Here is a 15,655-nt window from a genome sequence, read left to right on the forward strand (position 1 = left end):
CAGTATTTTACATAAAATACTGGTCTAGTTTCGTGATGTCTTTTTTAAGCAATTTGTCCTTTGATAACTTCAAAAGATATTATTTTTCAGTTGACATACTACCGCAGGTCTCTTCTTTTCCTTCATAAATAAATACATGTTCTATCGTTGTCTGAAATGTTTTCGCTATTTCAAATGCTAGCGGAAGTGATGGATCGTATTTCCCTTTTTCAATTGAGATAATGGTTTGTCTGGAAACTCCAAGTTTCTCAGCCAACTTTTCTTGAGATAGTCCAAATTTTTTTCGGTATTCGACCATTTTATTTTCCAAGGAAATTTCTCCCTCCTTCCATATACCGAGTATATATGTAAAGGAAACTTTACGTCAAGTTCCCTTTACATATATTTTGATTATTATTCACGCTATTTATATAGAAGAAACTTTTTTCAATTTCAGCACGTCTATTTTGAAGCGAAACACGGAACACTGTAAATAACTGTTACTATATCTCCTCACTTCTTTTTTTAAAATTTAATATCTCCATATTTGTTTTATCCTTTTAAAATATTTCATTTATTTCTTTATTTCACGAAATACGTTATTTGTTTTACGGTGTTTTTCGTCATATTTATAGAAACTAACTGTTTATGGAGCATTTTTTATGTTTAGCAACTTTTTTTGTAGAAATCCTTCACTTTCCTTTCAATATTTAACACTATCTAAATAAAGTTTACGATAAATTCATAATTTTTTATTTTTTATACTATATTCCGTTATATTGTTGTATAATATCTATGAAAGCGCTTATTATTTCAATATACATAATTCAAACTGATTTTATCGAAACATTCTAACTATTATACCTATATTTAAATGCAACAATTATAGCTATTAGTATAGGCATACCAAATATATCCACCCCATTTTTCTGTAAAATTACTTTATAACATGAAAGATTAACTTGGGTGATAAGTTATTGTGAATGTTTTTTTACAAAACAGATAAGTAATAGTGTTTGGTATTATGTAAATTATTGTAATAACATAAGAGTAAAGAAAACATTTACATTGATTATTGATTCATTACTTATTGAAAAAGAGCAAAATGCACCTTTGTATGGAAAAGGATTATATGCATTGGGAGGTTTAAACAAATGACGAGGAAGAATACAACGACAAACCCTTGGGCCAAGTTCCACGGTCCGAACCTTGGTTATGTTATTGAACAGTATGATCTTTACGTAACTGGAGCAGGTTCTGTTGATCCGGAATTACAAGAGCTTTTTGAAATTTTTGGAGCTCCTTCGTTTCAAGATGATGTCGTAACAGGGGACAACACAGCAACACATTTTTCTCCTCAAAACACAGGTAACATTGAAAAAATTCTTAAAGTCGTTCAACTAGTTGAGCAGATTCGTTCTTTCGGGCACACGTTGGCTCACATCAACCCGATGGAAGATGCTGCAAATGGACAATCTCTTCTTGAGAAAGCAATGAGCGAACTGAGCGATGCTGACTTGAAAGCGATTCCAGCGAAAACAGTATGGCAAGATGCACCAGAAGGTATTCACACTGCACTTGATGTAATTCATAGATTAAAAGACGTTTATACAAAATCTTTAGCTTATGAATTTTCTCATATACAAGATAGTGAAGAACGCGCGTGGTTGCATCAAATGGTGGAATCAAATTCATTGCGTCAACCACTATCAAATAAAAAACGAACTGCTCTTTTAAAACGTTTAACAGCTGTTGAAGGTTTCGAGCAATTCTTGCATAAAACATTCGTTGGGCAAAAACGTTTCTCTATCGAGGGCGTTGATATGCTTGTACCTGTTTTAGATGAAATTGTTCTAGAAGGTGCTAAGAACGGCGTAGAGGATGTCATGATTGGTATGGCTCACCGCGGTCGCCTAAGCGTACTTGCTCACGTATTAGAAAAACCATATAGCCACATGTTTGCTGAGTTCAAACATGCCAAAATAGAAGGCGCAGTGGCTAATTCTGGCTGGACTGGCGATGTGAAATACCACCTAGGTAGAGAACAAGTCGTTAGTAACGAAGAAGTTAGCACTCGCGTGACATTAGCAAATAACCCGAGTCATCTTGAGTTCGTGAATCCTGTAGTAGAAGGTTTCGCACGTGCTGCTCAAGAGAATCGTAAAAAATCTGGTCTTCCAGATCAAGATACTTCAAAATCATTCGTAATTTTAGTTCATGGTGATGCTGCATTCCCTGGTCAAGGTATTGTATCTGAGACACTCAACTTAAGCAGATTGAACGCGTATCAAACAGGCGGAACGATTCATGTTATCGCAAACAATGCAGTTGGTTTTACGACTGACAGCTATGATTCTCGTTCTACGAAATATTCTAGTGACCTTGCAAAAGGTTTCGATATTCCGATTGTTCACGTGAACGCTGATGATCCGGAAGCTTGTCTTGCAGCTGCTAACCTTGCAATTCAATATCGCATGTTGTTCAAAAAAGATTTCTTAATCGATTTAATTGGTTACCGCCGCTACGGTCATAACGAAATGGATGATCCAGCAGTTACGCAACCACAAGTGTACAAAAAAATTAAAAACCATCCAACTGTAAGGGCAATTTATGCAGATCAATTACAAGCTGCTGGTGTTCTAAATGCAGATGAGGTTGAAACAATTACACAGTTTACACAAGAGCAATTAAAATCTGACTATGCACAAGTACCACCAGCTGATACGAGCGACGCAACAATTCACGTTAAAGTGCCAGATGTTGTTGCAAAAGGTATTCAGCCAATTGATACTGGTGTTGAGCTTGACTCACTTCGTGCAATTAATGAAGGTCTACTATCTTGGCCAGAAGGCTTTAACGTATATCCGAAAGTGAAGAAAATTCTTGAGCGCCGTAAAGATGCTCTTGAAGAAAATGGTAAAATTGAATGGGCACTTGCTGAATCGTTAGCATTCGCTTCTATTTTACAAGAAGGTACGCCAATTCGTTTAACTGGTCAAGATTCACAGCGTGGTACATTCGCACACCGTCATATCGTATTACACGATACTGATACAAACGAAACATATTCACCATTGCATCGCTTACCAAACATTAATGCATCGTTCTCTGTTCATAACAGTCCGTTATCAGAGGCCGCTGTTGTTGGTTACGAATATGGTTATAACGTATTCGCTCCAGAAACTCTTGTTATGTGGGAAGCGCAATATGGTGACTTCTCAAATACTGCGCAAGCATTATTTGATCAATATGTTTCAGCTGGAAGAGCAAAATGGGGTCAAAAATCTGGCTTAGTTCTCCTATTACCACACGGTTATGAAGGTCAAGGACCAGAGCACTCTAGTGCACGTCCAGAGCGTTTCTTACAGTTAGCTGCTGAGAATAACTGGACAGTTGCAAACTTAACGAGTGCGGCACAATACTTCCATATCCTGCGTCGTCAAGCATCTATCTTAGGAACAGAAGCTGTTCGACCATTAGTATTGATGACGCCGAAGAGTTTATTACGTCACCCACTTACGCTTTCAACTGCTAGTCAGTTAAGCGAAGGACGTTTCCAACCTGCTTTAGAACAAGAAAACCTTGGCATGAAACCAAATAAAGTAAAACGTCTTGTTTTAAGCACAGGTAAAATGGCGATTGACTTAGCAGCAGAAATCGAGTCTGGTAAACATGAGTACAACTTAGACGAAGTTCATGTCGTTCGTATTGAGCAATTGTACCCATTCCCTGCTGAGAAAGTTCAATCTATTATTAAACGCTTTAAAAACTTAGAAGAAATCATTTGGGTTCAAGAAGAACCTCGTAATATGGGTGCATGGCATTACATGGCTCCAATTCTGTTCGAACTTGCTGGAGATAAAGTGAAAACAGGCTACATTGGACGTCCTGATCGCTCTAGTCCATCTGGCGGCGATCCATTCGCTCACAAAGCTGAGCAAGAACTAATTGTTGCACATGCTTTAGATGTGAAGTATAACTTCCGTCAAGATAAACAAGAAATTGAAGTTTACAGCAACTAAAAAGTAACAATGAAGGTTTCTAGCTTGTTCCTTGGGCAGATATTCTGCCCAAGGCCAGGCTAACAAATGGAGATTACCGAAGACAAAAGAAGAAAAAACACACCGTTAGGCAAATAAGGGGAGGACATTTAAAATGATCGAAATTAAAGTACCTGAGCTTGCAGAATCTATTACTGAAGGAACTATTTCACAATGGCTTATCAACGTAGGCGACAAAGTTGAGAAAGGTGGCAGCGTTGTTGAGCTTGAAACTGATAAAGTCAATGTAGAAATCATTGCAGAAGATTCAGGTATTGTATCGAAGTTACTAGGCGAACCTGGGGATACAGTTGAAGTTGGCGCAACTATCGCAATTTTAGATGCTAATGGAGCACCAGTTGCAGTAAGTACACCTGCACCGGCTGCTGAGCAACCAAAACAAGAAACAGCTGAAGCACCGAAAGCTGCGGCACCAAGTGCTGAGCAAACTGCAACACTACAAGGGTTACCAAATACAAACCGTCCTATCGCATCACCAGCTGCTAGAAAGATGGCTCGTGAATTAGGAATCGACTTAAACGACGTACGTAGTACAGATCCACTTGGACGCGTGAGACCACATGATGTACAAGCTCATGCTGCAGCACCAAAAGAAGCACCAGCTGCTCCAAAGAGTCCAGCTCCTGCTCCAGTTGCAAAAACGGAATTCGAAAAACCAGTTGAGCGCGTGAAAATGTCCCGCCGCCGTCAAACAATTGCAAAACGTCTTGTAGAAGTTCAACAAACATCTGCAATGTTAACAACATTTAACGAAGTTGATATGAGTGCGATCATGGAATTACGTAAAGAACGCAAAGATGCTTTCGAGAAAAAACATGATGTACGTCTTGGCTTCATGTCATTCTTCACAAAAGCAGTTGTTGCAGCATTAAAACAATTCCCATTATTAAATGCTGAAATTCAAGGTGACGAGCTTATCATTAAAAAATTCTATGATATCGGTATTGCAGTAGCAGCTCCAGATGGATTAGTTGTTCCAGTTGTACGCGATGCTAACCAATTAAACTTCGCTGAAATCGAAAGCGAAATTCGTGAATTAGGTAAAAAAGCACGCGATAACAAACTTTCATTAAAAGAACTACAAGGTGGTACATTTACAATTACAAACGGTGGTGTATTCGGTTCTCTAATGTCAACACCAATCCTAAATAGCCCTCAAGTTGGTATTTTAGGAATGCATAAAATCCAAGTACGCCCAGTTGCAATTGATAACGAGCGTATGGAAAACCGCCCAATGATGTACATTGCTTTATCTTACGATCACCGCATTGTTGATGGTAAAGAAGCAGTTAGCTTCCTTGTTGCTGTTAAAGATATGCTTGAAGATCCAAAGTCATTATTATTAGAAGGTTGATAGATTAAAAATCTATTAAAGGCTGTAGAATGAATCATTCTACAGCCTTTTTTTATTGTGTTCATACGGGACAAATTTCATGACATAAAGTAATAATGTATGCCTAAACGTAAGGAGGATTAAAATGAATAACCTTCCAATTCATGCAAAACTTAAAGTAAATAAGGATACTTTCTTCCTTCCCGATTCAAACGGGGGTGTCTATTTTCGAAATAACGCCAGTTCATTTCGCATGGACGGTGATGGAATTTATGACTGGATTGAAAAATTAATGCCAATGTTTAACGGAAATTATTCTTTAGCAGAAATAACCGATGGCCTCCCTCTCCCCTATCAAAATCGGGTATTTGAAATTGGAGAGATTTTATATGAAAATGGTTTCGTTCGCGATGCAAATCAAGATGCACCTCATGAATTAAACAGTACATTACTCGACAGATATGCTTCGCAAATTGAATTTTTAGAAGCCGATTCTCATTCAGGTGCTTTAAAATTCGAAACGTACCGCGGAGCAAATGTCCTTGTACTTGGTTCTGGGGATATGCTCACTTCCTTAGTTTCTTCTTTATTAGAATCTGGTTTACCTACATTTCATTACCTCGTTACAGATCGAGATGAAACAAACTATGACAGAATACATGAGCTAATAGAACGTGCATATGAAGTTGATAACAGTGTACTCCTTCAAGAAATCGATACTACAATTGACCGTCCTTTACATGAAGTATTCGAACCTTTTGATTGGATTTTATATGTTTCTCAAAACGGAGACATTGACGGTTTAAAAACAGTTCACACTATTTGTAGAGAAACGAAAAAGAATTTTATACCAGCTATTTGTTTATCAACACTCGGTATAGCTGGACCTGTCGTAATGGAAAACCGTGATGAATGCTGGGAATCCGCATGGCATCGACTACATGAAACGACTTTGCAAAATGAAAATTCATCGGATTCCTTCTCACAAATTACATCTGCCATGTTAGCAAATGTAATCGTTTTTGAATTGTTTAAACATGTCGCGGATGATTCATATCGTGAAAAAGAATCACAATTCTTTTTATTAAACTATGAAACACTTGAAGGAACGTGGCATCCTTTTATAAAACACCCTCTTGCAACTGATGAAAGTTTTACAATTGATACGATAGAAAATCTTTCTGAAAAACTTGAGCATCGGTCGAACCAACATACTTCAACTGATGTATTCCGCTTTTTCGACTCATTAACTTCTAAAGAAGCCGGTATATTCCATGTATGGGATGAACAAGATTCATATCAATTACCGTTATCACAGTGCTATATTCAAGTAGCCACTCCACTATCAGATGGCCCAGCTCCCCTTCTGCCTCTTATGACTTGCAGTGGATTGACTCATAATGAAGCACGCCGAGAAGCCGGTTTAACAGGAATTGAAACATATGTAGCAGAAATCATTCACCGCCTTATTCCTGAACATAACGATATCGGTATCGGTGCTGGAGAAACGATGACAGAAGGATTTTACCGGGCACTACAACAACATTTAAACAATAAACTGTATGAGCGGCAGTCACATATGCTAGAAGAACTTACAACGATTGATTTAACTGATATTCACGATAAACATTGTAGATTTTATTACGATGCTCTTGCTACAATTCATGAAACACCTAAAATTGCAATGAGTGAAGAGATTCTCAGTTTTCCAGTCATTTGGATTGGTATAAATGATAGATGGTACGGTGCATCTAATATTAATATGACGTTAGCGTTACGAAGCGCACTACAACTATCACTGCTACACATTCAAAGTGAAGAGACTCCTTACAGAGCTAATATCTTGCCTGAATCATCTATTATTTTATATGACACGGATTCTTTTAGAGTGGAAATACAAGCGGAAGAAGAAATTCCAAGTGTGCAATCTTTACAGCTTGCCTTACAGCATTTAGAAGAACATAATTTTTATCCCTTCGTGTTTGATTTAGCAATCGAACCATTTTTGAAAGAAAACTTAGACGGTGTGTATGGGGTATTAATTGCAAAGGAGGACGGTCTATGACTCAAAATATATTACTTATAGGGGATGGCCTTCTTGCAGACTATGTACATGATCAATTATGCAAACAATATTCCATCATTCGTCAGCATACCCTTACAGAAGAACTTCCTGAAAATATTCATCTCGCTCTCGTATTACATGACGGATCTCCTTCTACTATTCATCATGACGCTGAGCTAATTTTTCGGTCAAATCATATTCCGTGGTTACGTGGTTTTACTTCATTTGGCGAAGGTATTATCGGTCCTTACATTCATCCTCTTACGCCCGGATGTTCCCATTGTTCTGATGGACGCCGTTTTATCGCTGGCTTTGATCAAAAAGAAATGTGGGAACTACAACGGAAATATGCCTTTAAAGCAGATAATGTAACGAGGCGTGATGTACGTGCCACCCAAAATGGAATGTTACAAATGTGCCATCTTATTTGCGCAGAAACAGAAAAAATATTAACTCATAACCATTCTTCTTTAGAAAATGAACTTATTTTACTAAACTTACAAACATTACAATGTACGCGGCATTCTTTTCTTCCAGATCCTCTCTGTCCTGTATGTAGTAATTTACCTGATGATACTGCGGATGCGGCGGAAGTTTCTTTACAACCGAGTTTAAAAGTAAGCACCGAAACGTATCGCTGCCGTTCCATTCATGAATTAAACACATTTTTAACGCGAGACTATTTAGATTATCGGGTCGGTATGTTGAACGGCAAAATGCAGCATTCATTATTACCATTCGCTGACGTCATTATAAACATGCCATTAATGTTCGGAAATGAAGGTGTTGCAGGCCGAACTCATTCATTTGCAGTGAGTGAAGCAACTGCTATTTTAGAAGGTTTAGAACGATATTGCGGTATGTCGCCTCGCGGGAAAAAGACAAATGTGCATGGTAGTTTTCATGATTTAGAGGAACATGCACTAAATCCCCTCACACTCGGTGTACATGCAAATGAACATTACAATCGTGATAATTTTCCATTTAAGCCGTTTGATCCTGATTATGAGCAAAACTGGGTATGGGGATATTCTTTATCACAAAACAGACCGCTTTTAGTTCCTGAATCAATTGCTTATTATAGCCTCGGTCATCGAGATGCTTTCGTGTATGAAACATCAAATGGATGTGCAATTGGCGGTAGTTTAGAAGAAGCGATTTTTCACGGTATTTTAGAAATTGTAGAGCGTGATGCCTTCTTACTCACTTGGTATGCAGAATTACCTCTTCCCCGCCTTGATCTGAGTTCAGCAAATGATACAGAATTACAATTAATGATCCAGCGGTTACGTACGATTACCGGGTATGAATTACACGCTTTTAATGCGACGATGGAACACGGCATCCCGAGCTTATGGGTAATTGCAAAAAATACGCGTGAAAATGGAATGAACGTTGTTTGTGCGGGAGGCGCTCATTTAGATCCTATTCGAGCCTTAAAAAGCGCCATTCAAGAAATAGCAGGCATGTTACTAATAACAGACGATGAGCTCGAGCACAAAAGAGAATACTACGAAAAGTGCTTACAAGATCCTTATTTCGTTAATAAAATGGAAGACCATAGTATGCTGTACGGATTGAAAGAAACGGAAGAACGTCTTCACTTCCTTTTACGAGAAGATGCACCGGTGCAAACGTTCCAAGAAATAAATGTATCACAATCATTTGATATGGATTTAACATCCGATCTCCACCAACTTTTAAATCGTTTGCATCAATCTGACCTTGAAGTAATCGTTGTAGATCAAACCGTTCCCCTTATAGAAAAGAACGGACTACACTGTGTAAAAGTTATTATTCCAGGTATGTTACCGATGACGTTCGGACACCATCTTACTCGGGTTACAGGACTGGACCGGGTATATACCGTACCGATGACACTTGGATATACAGACGAACCTTTAACAAATGAAAGATTAAATCCACATCCACATCCGTTTCCATAGTAAAGGAGGGATTTCATGCAGCTAGATACTTTTTTACATCATCTCCATTTCTCTATCGATGAAATTATGCCAAATCATGAGGTGGACTGGAAAGACGCACCGCTTCCTTATAAATTATATCGAAATGTACCTACCATCCCGCTCTCCTTAGAAATCCCGTTATCTTTATCGAACTCTTCTACTACACCTACTCTAAATGAGATTGGTCACTACCTTTGGTATTCATTTGGTGTAACACAATTATGTCAGCTAAATAGCGAGAGAAATGTATTACGTAGATCCATTCCTTCAGGCGGTGCCTTATACCCGAATGAATTGTATATCTATTTAAAGATTGACGATTATCCAGACGGCATTTACCATTATGACGCCGCGCATCACCGACTTATTTTACTTCGCGAAGGAAATTTCGATTCTTATTTAGCAGACGCACTCGGTAATCGCTGTAACATACAGGATTGTTTCGGTACTGCATTCGTATCCACTATGTTTTGGAAAAACTTCTTTAAATACAATAACTTTTCATATCGACTTCAAGGATTAGATAGCGGGGTTCTCATCGGACAATTACTAGAATGTGCAAATCAGTTCGGTTATACGAACGGCGTATACTTTCAATTTCTAGACCGTGCACTGAACCATTTACTCGGATTGTCAGAAGGTGAAGAAAGTGTGTATGCCGTTATTCCTTTAAGTACAGAGCCAGAAACTAATTGGTTTCACAATGATTACCGTGAAAATAAAACAGTTACTTCTCATGAGTTGTTGCAACAAATTCCGCCGCTCGCACATGAACATTTCGTTCGCTCAAAACATGTAGATGAATATCCGATGATAACAAAAATAAATGAAGCTTCTATGATCGAATCGACAGCACACTTCCAAACACTAGCTCATGAAGAGCACTATCAACATCATGAGTATGCTGTACAACTGCCGAAAGTAGAGCGTTTATCTTATGATTTCTTGCAACTTTGCAGAAAACGGTATTCCCCTGATGCTGACTTTACTTTAACGAAATGGGATGCAGCTGAGCTCGCTACTTTACTACAAGAAGCGAGCCTCTCCTTCCCCTATTACAACGACCTTGATGGTAAGTATACAAATAAAAATACACGCGTCTCCTTATATGGATGTTTTTATAACGTGAAAAATATTGAAAACGGAGCTTACGCTTATAACAGTAAAACACATTCCATACAACCAATTCGATATGGAGACCTTCGCTACACACTTCAGTCTAGTATGACGATGGATAACGTAAACCTTTTTCAAGTACCACTTTGCCTACATGTAGTCGGAAAGAAAGATTATTATACAAATGCATTAAGCTATAGAGGGTACCGTATCCATCAAATGGAAGCAGGTATACTCGTTCATAAACTCGTTTTTGCAGCGACCGCGATGGGGATGGGCGGGCATCCTTTACTTAGTTTTGATACAAATTCATGTGATCAATTGTACGGAATAGATGCTGGGAATGAAACATCTCTTATTCAAGTTCCAGTTGGGGCATATCGAGCGCGGAATTGGTTAAAAGGGGCTTTGCATTGTTAGAAGCACGCCGTCTATCGGCGTGCTTTTTTACTAGATTAACTTAAAAATACTCTTAATTTGTCTAGCAAATAACCAATTTTTCGTACCGTAGTTATCATTTAAACTATCTAAATTGATAGATTGTCCGTTAGCAAACTTTAATTCTAACGTAGTATTTTTGTCATTTGTTTTTAAGTTACTATTTGTAATGTCATCATACTTTAATTTTTCAATCTCAATATATTCGTCTTTTTCTTGTCCAATCACGACATGGTCTTGGAAGAAGAAAAATACTTCTACTTTTTTACCGAAACAAAATACATTTTTCGTATAAATTAATGTCGCGTTATCAAGTCCGACACATACTTCTTTCATTTCTTCCACAACGTGTCCAAAGTCTTCTTCATGTCTTGCATTTGATTCAGCAATCCATTCTTCGATTGTTTTCATGTTAATTGCCATACTGCGCCCCCTGGTTCATTCATTGCTTCGTTAAAAAAATAAATACTATATGAAAATATAAGCGATACGTAATATGTTTTCAAGGGGAAAGGGTATATTCAAAATAAAGTGAAACTTTATTTACTCCCTCATTGTAAAAAAAATAGCACTTTAAAAAGTGCTATTCCGCTCTCCTTGCCGCTTGCTGAATTGGGTCCCAAACGCTGTTATATGGTGGTGCATAACTTAAGTCGACATCTTCTAAATCGTGAATACTCATTTTATTGAAAAGTGCCATTGCAATCACATCAATCCGTTTATCTACGCCTTCTTCTCCAATTACTTGCCCGCCCAATAATTGTTTCGTATCGGATCGATATAATAATTTCAAGTAAAGTGGTTTTGCATTTGGATAATAGCCCGCCATATTTGTAGAATCTACTTTAACTGTTTTATACGGGATGTGTAGCCCTTTCGCTTCTTTTTCATTTAATCCTGTTCTTGCAAGCGTCAAATCCATAAATTTAATAATACCTGTACCTAACGTACCTTTAAAGGCTCTTCGTTTATCCAGCATGTTCAGTCCAGCAAGTCGCCCTTGTTTATTGGCAGTCGTTCCGAGCGGGATATGATCATGAATTTCCTTTATAACGTGGTAATGTGTTGCGCAATCACCAGCTGCATATACGTCTTGCACATTCGTTTGCATATATGCATTTACTTCAATTGCCCCTTTATGATTCTTACGTATATTTGTCCCTTCAAGAAAATCAGTATTTGGCTTCACTCCGACAGATACTAAAACAAGATCCGCTTTATACGTACCTTTATCCGTTTCAACTGCTTCTACTCGTTCATTCCCTTTGAATGCTTTTACATTTTCATTCGTTAAAATTTCAATATGATGTTTATCTGCTTCTTTATGTATGTACTCTGCCATATCTGCATCATAAATCGTACCGATATGATCATTTCGCTCAATCATTCTTACTTTCTTACCAAGTTCGACGAATGTTTCTGCCATCTCAAGTCCAATGGCACCACCGCCAATAATCGTTACATCTTCAACTTTATTCGTTTCTAGCGTTTTTAATATGCGCTCAGCATCAGGAATTGTTTTTAAAAGATGAACGCCTTGTAATTCCCGTCCTTCCCATTCTGGCATAACAGGACGCACTCCAGTCGCAATTAATAATCGATCGTACGGAAATTCAAAGACATCTTTCGTCTTCGTATGCTCTGCGTACACCATTTTCTTTTCCGTATCTACTTTCGTTACTTCATGACGCACTTTCGCATCAATTCCATATTTCTCACGAAACGTCTTTACGTTACGCGCGATTAACTTTTCAGTTGAAGCGATAGCACCACTAATGACATACGGTAATCCACACTGAGCGTATGAATAAATTTCACCTTTTTCTAAAGTTACAACATTTGCATTTTCATCGTTTCTAACAATTTGCATCGCTGCACTCATACCAGCTGCATCTCCGCCAATAATGACATAGTTCACTTTACCACTCCTTCTTTTTTTACATACTCTTTACGTTTTCCATATTTTATAGAAATAACACCTACTTCCATTGTAAAGAAAGAGAATTCCATCTTCAAATTTTGTGCACAAACCTATGCTTGAATAGGTAACTGTCGTGTCTTATAAACAATATGTTTAATATGCTATAACAGTAACAATTGAAAGTAGGTGAAACATACATGTGCGCCGGCCTTCTCGCTCAAACTCCAGAGGAACCGAAAGAACCAAAACCCGCCTTGTCGCTTGATCAAGAATTCTCTATTAACGCAACCATCTATAGTGCTCGTGCTTGGTTATCTAATGATGAGACTTTCCCACAAACGATTTGGAAAGGCTCTCGCTTCGCTTCAGCATCACACGCTGGCAAGTCCATCTTACCAATCGGCACTGTAAAAATTTTGAACTTATCTGATGATACAATAACAGTTACTGCATCATCAGAATCAGATGATAATCTCAAAATAGTCGTACCCCCTCATTCTGAAGGTGTTTTAACATCTAATGGTTTATCTGATGTGCAAGCAAGTACATCAGGAGGAGCAAGTAAAGTCACATTTCTCTTTCATATCTTTTTCTCAAGGGATCCTGGTTCAGATAAAAAACCATAAAAAGGTACAGTTATGCACTGTACCTTTTTTCCTGTGTTCTATTCTCTTGATTTGATTAGTTCAATATTATAAGTTTCGATATCTGTTAACTTTCCTTTAAAATAAGGATTTTCTCTATACCAAGACTGTTTTGCAAAATACGCTTGCATATCTTTCGTTTGAAAAATATGTCCATGCCTTGCATATATTTCATTTCTAGCAATTTTCAACTGCTCTTTCGATAAATATGTTAAATCTGCGCTCGTTAATTTTCGAATATCACTATCAGGAAAGATGAAACCATTATATACATACCCAGTCGCGGGCGTTGGAGTAACATTATAAACAACTGTTTTTTCTGTACTTTTCTTTTGGAATGGAAGATTATAAGACGAAAGTGCCGTTACCGTCTCTACTTGTGTCGTTTCCCGTCCGCTTTCTCCATTTCGTTCTAAATAAATCGTCGCACTTCCATCAGTCGCTACTGGCCCCCATGTAATTTCTTCTCCTGCCAGCGCTGTAACCGGTTTTTGATTTACGTACAATGTTGCACCCGGCGCGTTCGTTTGAACTGTAATATATTGACCTTGCAACGTTAAATCTATCGTTACGTTATTTTGGCTCTGTTTCATAAGTACAACCTTTTCCTCACGAGATAATTTTACATAGTCATTTTTATAATCTGATTGAAACACTTGATTTCCCGGAAGAAATGGCCCATATTGCTTCTCAAACCTTTTGTCATCTGTCTTATCAATTTCTTTTCCGTTCATTTTTAACGATACGCCTTTTTCATTTGTAAGCAAAGTTGTATAGTACGTCTTCGCTTTCAATTTATATCGATCAAATATAAAGAAATACTTTCCGTCTTTCGTTAATGAAAAGTCAGCTCTTTCTATTCCGTCCCGTTGTTTTTCACCTTGTCTCAAATATCCTTTTAATTCATTTACGTAAGATGGATTTTCTTTTATATATGAAAATAGGGGCTTTACACTCTCTCTCGTTATCATAACCGATGGATCATCTGCCGTAACGATCTCAGCTAATTTCTCTCCGTCCCTCTCTTGTAAAATCGTAATCATCCGGTCTACTTGTGCCAGCTGCGTATAATACGACGATCCGTACAAATACAATCCAATAATCACTATAACAAATAGCGCTAACAGTGTAATGCCAACTTTTGCACCACCGCTCATGTTCTTCTTTACTACAGGACGTCCCCTCTTCGACCCGCAGTTTTGACAAAATTGCAAACCATCTTCAAACTGAACTCCGCACTTTGTACATACATTCATTCAGTCAACCACCTTTTCATTAGAAGCCAGTTATTCCCTGTGTTAAGGCTTGAATTATCGTGCTAATGTAAGACCAAAGTACAATGAACGTTGCAATTCCAATTAAAACATTTGCAATAATAAGTGTGTAAACGAGATCTAATCCGCCATTGTCTAGCTTTAATACGGCTACAGTTATACTAATCCCTATATAAGTTGCAGCTACGGATAATAATATAGGTAAGAAAAAGATTAATAAGAAACTAAAAAGAAAAGAAAGGACTAATATGACAATAGCCGGCGTCGCTATCGTTCCCCATATACCAAATACTTCAAGAAACGAAAAAGATGATTTCATCATCTTGCCACTTACAAAAATAATAAATCCGACAAATAAAGTTAAAATTAATAAAAAGAAAAAGACCGTTATAGATTCTCCAAAAAACGTGGGAGTAGATATATCTGGTGCAAATGTTCTCGTAACTGCTGATGCTGCACTCATCATTCTATAAAAAATACATGCTCCTAAAAAACAAATAAGAACAAGACTTACAATTCCATTTCGCACTTCAATAGCGCCGCTTTTCATAATCGCTGTCGGTGCTTGTAATGCATGTTTAAAAAATTGAAAATAGCCGCTCGCAAACCGTTTCGCTTGCTCTACCGTTTCATTTGGCCGAGCTTCCTTTGCTTGTGCCGCACGTGCTTGTTCCGGCCCTTCTTCTTGGCCACTACTTGCCACTACTTCTTCCGTTAACGAATGTCCACAATTCCCGCAAAACTTTGCCTCCGCTGCATTTTCTGTATGACATGACGGACATTTCATTCTCTTATCCCTCCTTAAGCATATACCATATAGGGTGTTACAAGTTCAATATATGACTTTGGACATAAAA

General features: G+C 37.8%; 11 protein-coding genes. 6 read left to right on the top strand and 5 right to left on the bottom strand.

Annotation, left to right across the window (positions count from 1 at the left end; genetic code table 11):
* Positions 1–79: 79 nt before the first annotated feature.
* Positions 80–310 carry a helix-turn-helix transcriptional regulator gene (locus MR168_RS05925; RefSeq protein ID WP_100910003.1) on the bottom strand — a complete coding sequence of 77 codons (231 nt, stop codon included), beginning with the start codon at positions 308–310 and terminating at the stop codon, positions 80–82.
* Positions 311–1,133: 823 nt separating this feature from the next.
* Between MR168_RS05925 and odhA the strand changes: the two genes are divergently transcribed.
* The 5 genes from odhA to MR168_RS05950 all read left to right on the top strand — a co-directional run bounded on the left by odhA (position 1,134) and on the right by MR168_RS05950 (position 10,941).
* Positions 1,134–4,001: a 2-oxoglutarate dehydrogenase E1 component gene (gene odhA, locus MR168_RS05930; RefSeq protein WP_086411860.1), complete on the top strand. Its 2,868-nt coding sequence runs from the start codon at positions 1,134–1,136 to the stop codon at positions 3,999–4,001.
* Positions 4,002–4,134: 133 nt separating this feature from the next.
* The gene (odhB, locus tag MR168_RS05935) at positions 4,135–5,394 is read left to right on the top strand and encodes a 2-oxoglutarate dehydrogenase complex dihydrolipoyllysine-residue succinyltransferase (RefSeq protein WP_000569896.1); all 1,260 of its coding nucleotides are present in this window, start codon (positions 4,135–4,137) and stop codon (positions 5,392–5,394) included.
* A 124-nt stretch (positions 5,395–5,518) separates the two neighbouring features.
* The gene (locus MR168_RS05940) at positions 5,519–7,438 is read left to right on the top strand and encodes a putative thiazole-containing bacteriocin maturation protein (protein ID WP_001061554.1); all 1,920 of its coding nucleotides are present in this window, start codon (positions 5,519–5,521) and stop codon (positions 7,436–7,438) included.
* Positions 7,435–9,384 (top strand): TOMM precursor leader peptide-binding protein, encoded by a 1,950-nt coding sequence (locus MR168_RS05945; RefSeq protein WP_069604603.1) that lies wholly within the window; start codon positions 7,435–7,437, stop codon positions 9,382–9,384. Before MR168_RS05940 ends, MR168_RS05945 begins: the two co-directional genes overlap by 4 nt.
* 15 nt (positions 9,385–9,399) lie before the next feature.
* Positions 9,400–10,941, top strand: a complete 1,542-nt coding sequence (locus MR168_RS05950; protein WP_086411861.1) for a SagB family peptide dehydrogenase — start codon at positions 9,400–9,402, stop codon at positions 10,939–10,941.
* 30 nt (positions 10,942–10,971) lie between these two features.
* On the opposite strand, the gene MR168_RS05955 is transcribed toward MR168_RS05950, so the two are convergent.
* Both MR168_RS05955 and MR168_RS05960 read right to left on the bottom strand, forming a co-directional pair.
* Complete coding sequence (locus MR168_RS05955; protein ID WP_000996781.1) at positions 10,972–11,382, bottom strand: DUF3908 family protein; 411 nt, start codon at positions 11,380–11,382, stop codon at positions 10,972–10,974.
* 160 nt (positions 11,383–11,542) lie between these two features.
* Positions 11,543–12,877 (bottom strand): CoA-disulfide reductase, encoded by a 1,335-nt coding sequence (locus MR168_RS05960; protein ID WP_001110231.1) that lies wholly within the window; start codon positions 12,875–12,877, stop codon positions 11,543–11,545.
* Positions 12,878–13,077: 200 nt separating this feature from the next.
* On the opposite strand from MR168_RS05960, the gene MR168_RS05965 reads away from it, so the two are divergent.
* Positions 13,078–13,506 carry a hypothetical protein gene (locus MR168_RS05965; RefSeq protein ID WP_000332414.1) on the top strand — a complete coding sequence of 143 codons (429 nt, stop codon included), beginning with the start codon at positions 13,078–13,080 and terminating at the stop codon, positions 13,504–13,506.
* Positions 13,507–13,544: 38 nt separating this feature from the next.
* Here MR168_RS05965 and MR168_RS05970 read toward each other — a convergent pair whose 3' ends face one another.
* Together MR168_RS05970 and MR168_RS05975 are read right to left on the bottom strand one after the other, a co-directional pair.
* Positions 13,545–14,780: a TcaA 3rd/4th domain-containing protein gene (locus MR168_RS05970; RefSeq protein ID WP_001099934.1), complete on the bottom strand. Its 1,236-nt coding sequence runs from the start codon at positions 14,778–14,780 to the stop codon at positions 13,545–13,547.
* A 19-nt stretch (positions 14,781–14,799) separates the two neighbouring features.
* Positions 14,800–15,585 carry a zinc ribbon domain-containing protein gene (locus tag MR168_RS05975; RefSeq protein WP_000650087.1) on the bottom strand — a complete coding sequence of 262 codons (786 nt, stop codon included), beginning with the start codon at positions 15,583–15,585 and terminating at the stop codon, positions 14,800–14,802.
* Positions 15,586–15,655 lie beyond the last annotated feature (70 nt).

This window comes from Bacillus cereus group sp. BfR-BA-01356, assembly GCF_022663635.1.
Classification (GTDB): domain Bacteria; phylum Bacillota; class Bacilli; order Bacillales; family Bacillaceae_G; genus Bacillus_A; species Bacillus_A cereus.

Bases quoted from the DNA above. Each gene is read 5' to 3' on its own strand.
- odhA (WP_086411860.1), top strand. From the start codon at position 1,134: ATGACGAGGAAGAATACAACGACAAACCCTTGGGCCAAGTTCCACGGT.
- MR168_RS05945 (WP_069604603.1), top strand. From the start codon at position 7,435: ATGACTCAAAATATATTACTTATAGGGGATGGCCTTCTTGCAGACTAT.
- MR168_RS05940 (WP_001061554.1), top strand. From the start codon at position 5,519: ATGAATAACCTTCCAATTCATGCAAAACTTAAAGTAAATAAGGATACT.
- MR168_RS05950 (WP_086411861.1), top strand. From the start codon at position 9,400: ATGCAGCTAGATACTTTTTTACATCATCTCCATTTCTCTATCGATGAA.
- MR168_RS05965 (WP_000332414.1), top strand. From the start codon at position 13,078: ATGTGCGCCGGCCTTCTCGCTCAAACTCCAGAGGAACCGAAAGAACCA.
- odhB (WP_000569896.1), top strand. From the start codon at position 4,135: ATGATCGAAATTAAAGTACCTGAGCTTGCAGAATCTATTACTGAAGGA.
- MR168_RS05970 (WP_001099934.1), bottom strand. From the start codon at position 14,780: ATGAATGTATGTACAAAGTGCGGAGTTCAGTTTGAAGATGGTTTGCAA.
- MR168_RS05975 (WP_000650087.1), bottom strand. From the start codon at position 15,585: ATGAAATGTCCGTCATGTCATACAGAAAATGCAGCGGAGGCAAAGTTT.
- MR168_RS05955 (WP_000996781.1), bottom strand. From the start codon at position 11,382: ATGGCAATTAACATGAAAACAATCGAAGAATGGATTGCTGAATCAAAT.